Source organism: Sedimentibacter hydroxybenzoicus DSM 7310 (assembly GCF_013403245.1).
Classification (GTDB): Bacteria; Bacillota; Clostridia; order Tissierellales; family Sedimentibacteraceae; genus Sedimentibacter; species Sedimentibacter hydroxybenzoicus.
Map to the genome: position 1 here is coordinate 1 of NZ_JACBNQ010000067.1, position 971 is coordinate 971.

Here is a 971-nt window from a genome sequence, read left to right on the forward strand (position 1 = left end):
AAAGAGCACCGCAAGTACCAGATGATACAAAACAAGTACCATTGGAAATGTGGATAAAAGGATACTTGCAGGAAGATGCAAATATAGGAGAAGAAGTAACAGTATTAACAAGAACAAAACGAATAGAAAAAGGCACACTATTGGAAGACAATCCATATTACAAGCATGACTTTGGAAAATTTGTTCCTGAATTAATACAAATCAGTGACCAGGTAAAAGAAATATTATTCGGAGGTGCTGATAATGAGTAAAGATATGAGCTATTCAGGAGTAATGAGCAGAAGACCCGAAATAATGAAGCAGGCGGCAGGAGTAGATTTCTCCCTATTCGAAAGCGGTGGGGTAGCATTCGATTACGAAAGAATGATGAGAGAAGCAGGCTTCAGTATAGAAGAAATACAAAAAATCCAATTATCCCACGGAGTAGGCAACACCCCGATACTGGAACTGAGAAACCTGACAGAATTAGCAAGAAAATGCGCACCAAAAGGAAAAGGCGCAAGAATATTCATAAAAGACGAAGCAGCAAATGCATCAGGAAGCTTTAAGGCAAGAAGAGCATCAACAGCGGTATATCAGGCAAAGAAATTGGGCTACAAGGGAGTAGTTACGGCAACAAGCGGAAACTACGGAGCAGCAGTAGCATCACAAGCAGCAATGTACGGCTTAAAATGTATAGTAGTACAAGAATGCTATGATTCAAAAGGAAAAGGCCAGCCCGAAATAATAGAAAAAGCAAGAAAATGCGAAGCATTAGGAGCAGAAGTAGTACAGCTGTCAGTAGGACCAGAGTTATTCTATTTATTCCTGACAATATTAGAGCAGACAGGATATTTCAATGCATCACTATACACACCATTTGCAATAGCAGGAGTAGAAACATTAGGATACGAAATAGCAATGCAGTTCAGAGAAAAATACGGAAAAGATCCCGAAGTAGTATTGGCGACAAACGCAGGCGGAGGAAACCT

Annotated in this window: 2 protein-coding genes; both read left to right on the forward strand. The window is 40.0% G+C overall.

Going from position 1 to position 971, the window contains the following annotated elements; translation table 11 throughout:
• Positions 1-251: 2-amino-4-oxopentanoate thiolase subunit OrtA (ortA, locus tag HZF24_RS18765; RefSeq protein WP_179239891.1), on the forward strand; the 251-nt coding region annotated here is incomplete at its 5' end.
• The coding region (locus HZF24_RS18770; protein WP_179239892.1) for a PLP-dependent lyase/thiolase at positions 244-971 on the forward strand (728 nt) is incomplete at its 3' end. The genes ortA and HZF24_RS18770, both read left to right, overlap by 8 nt.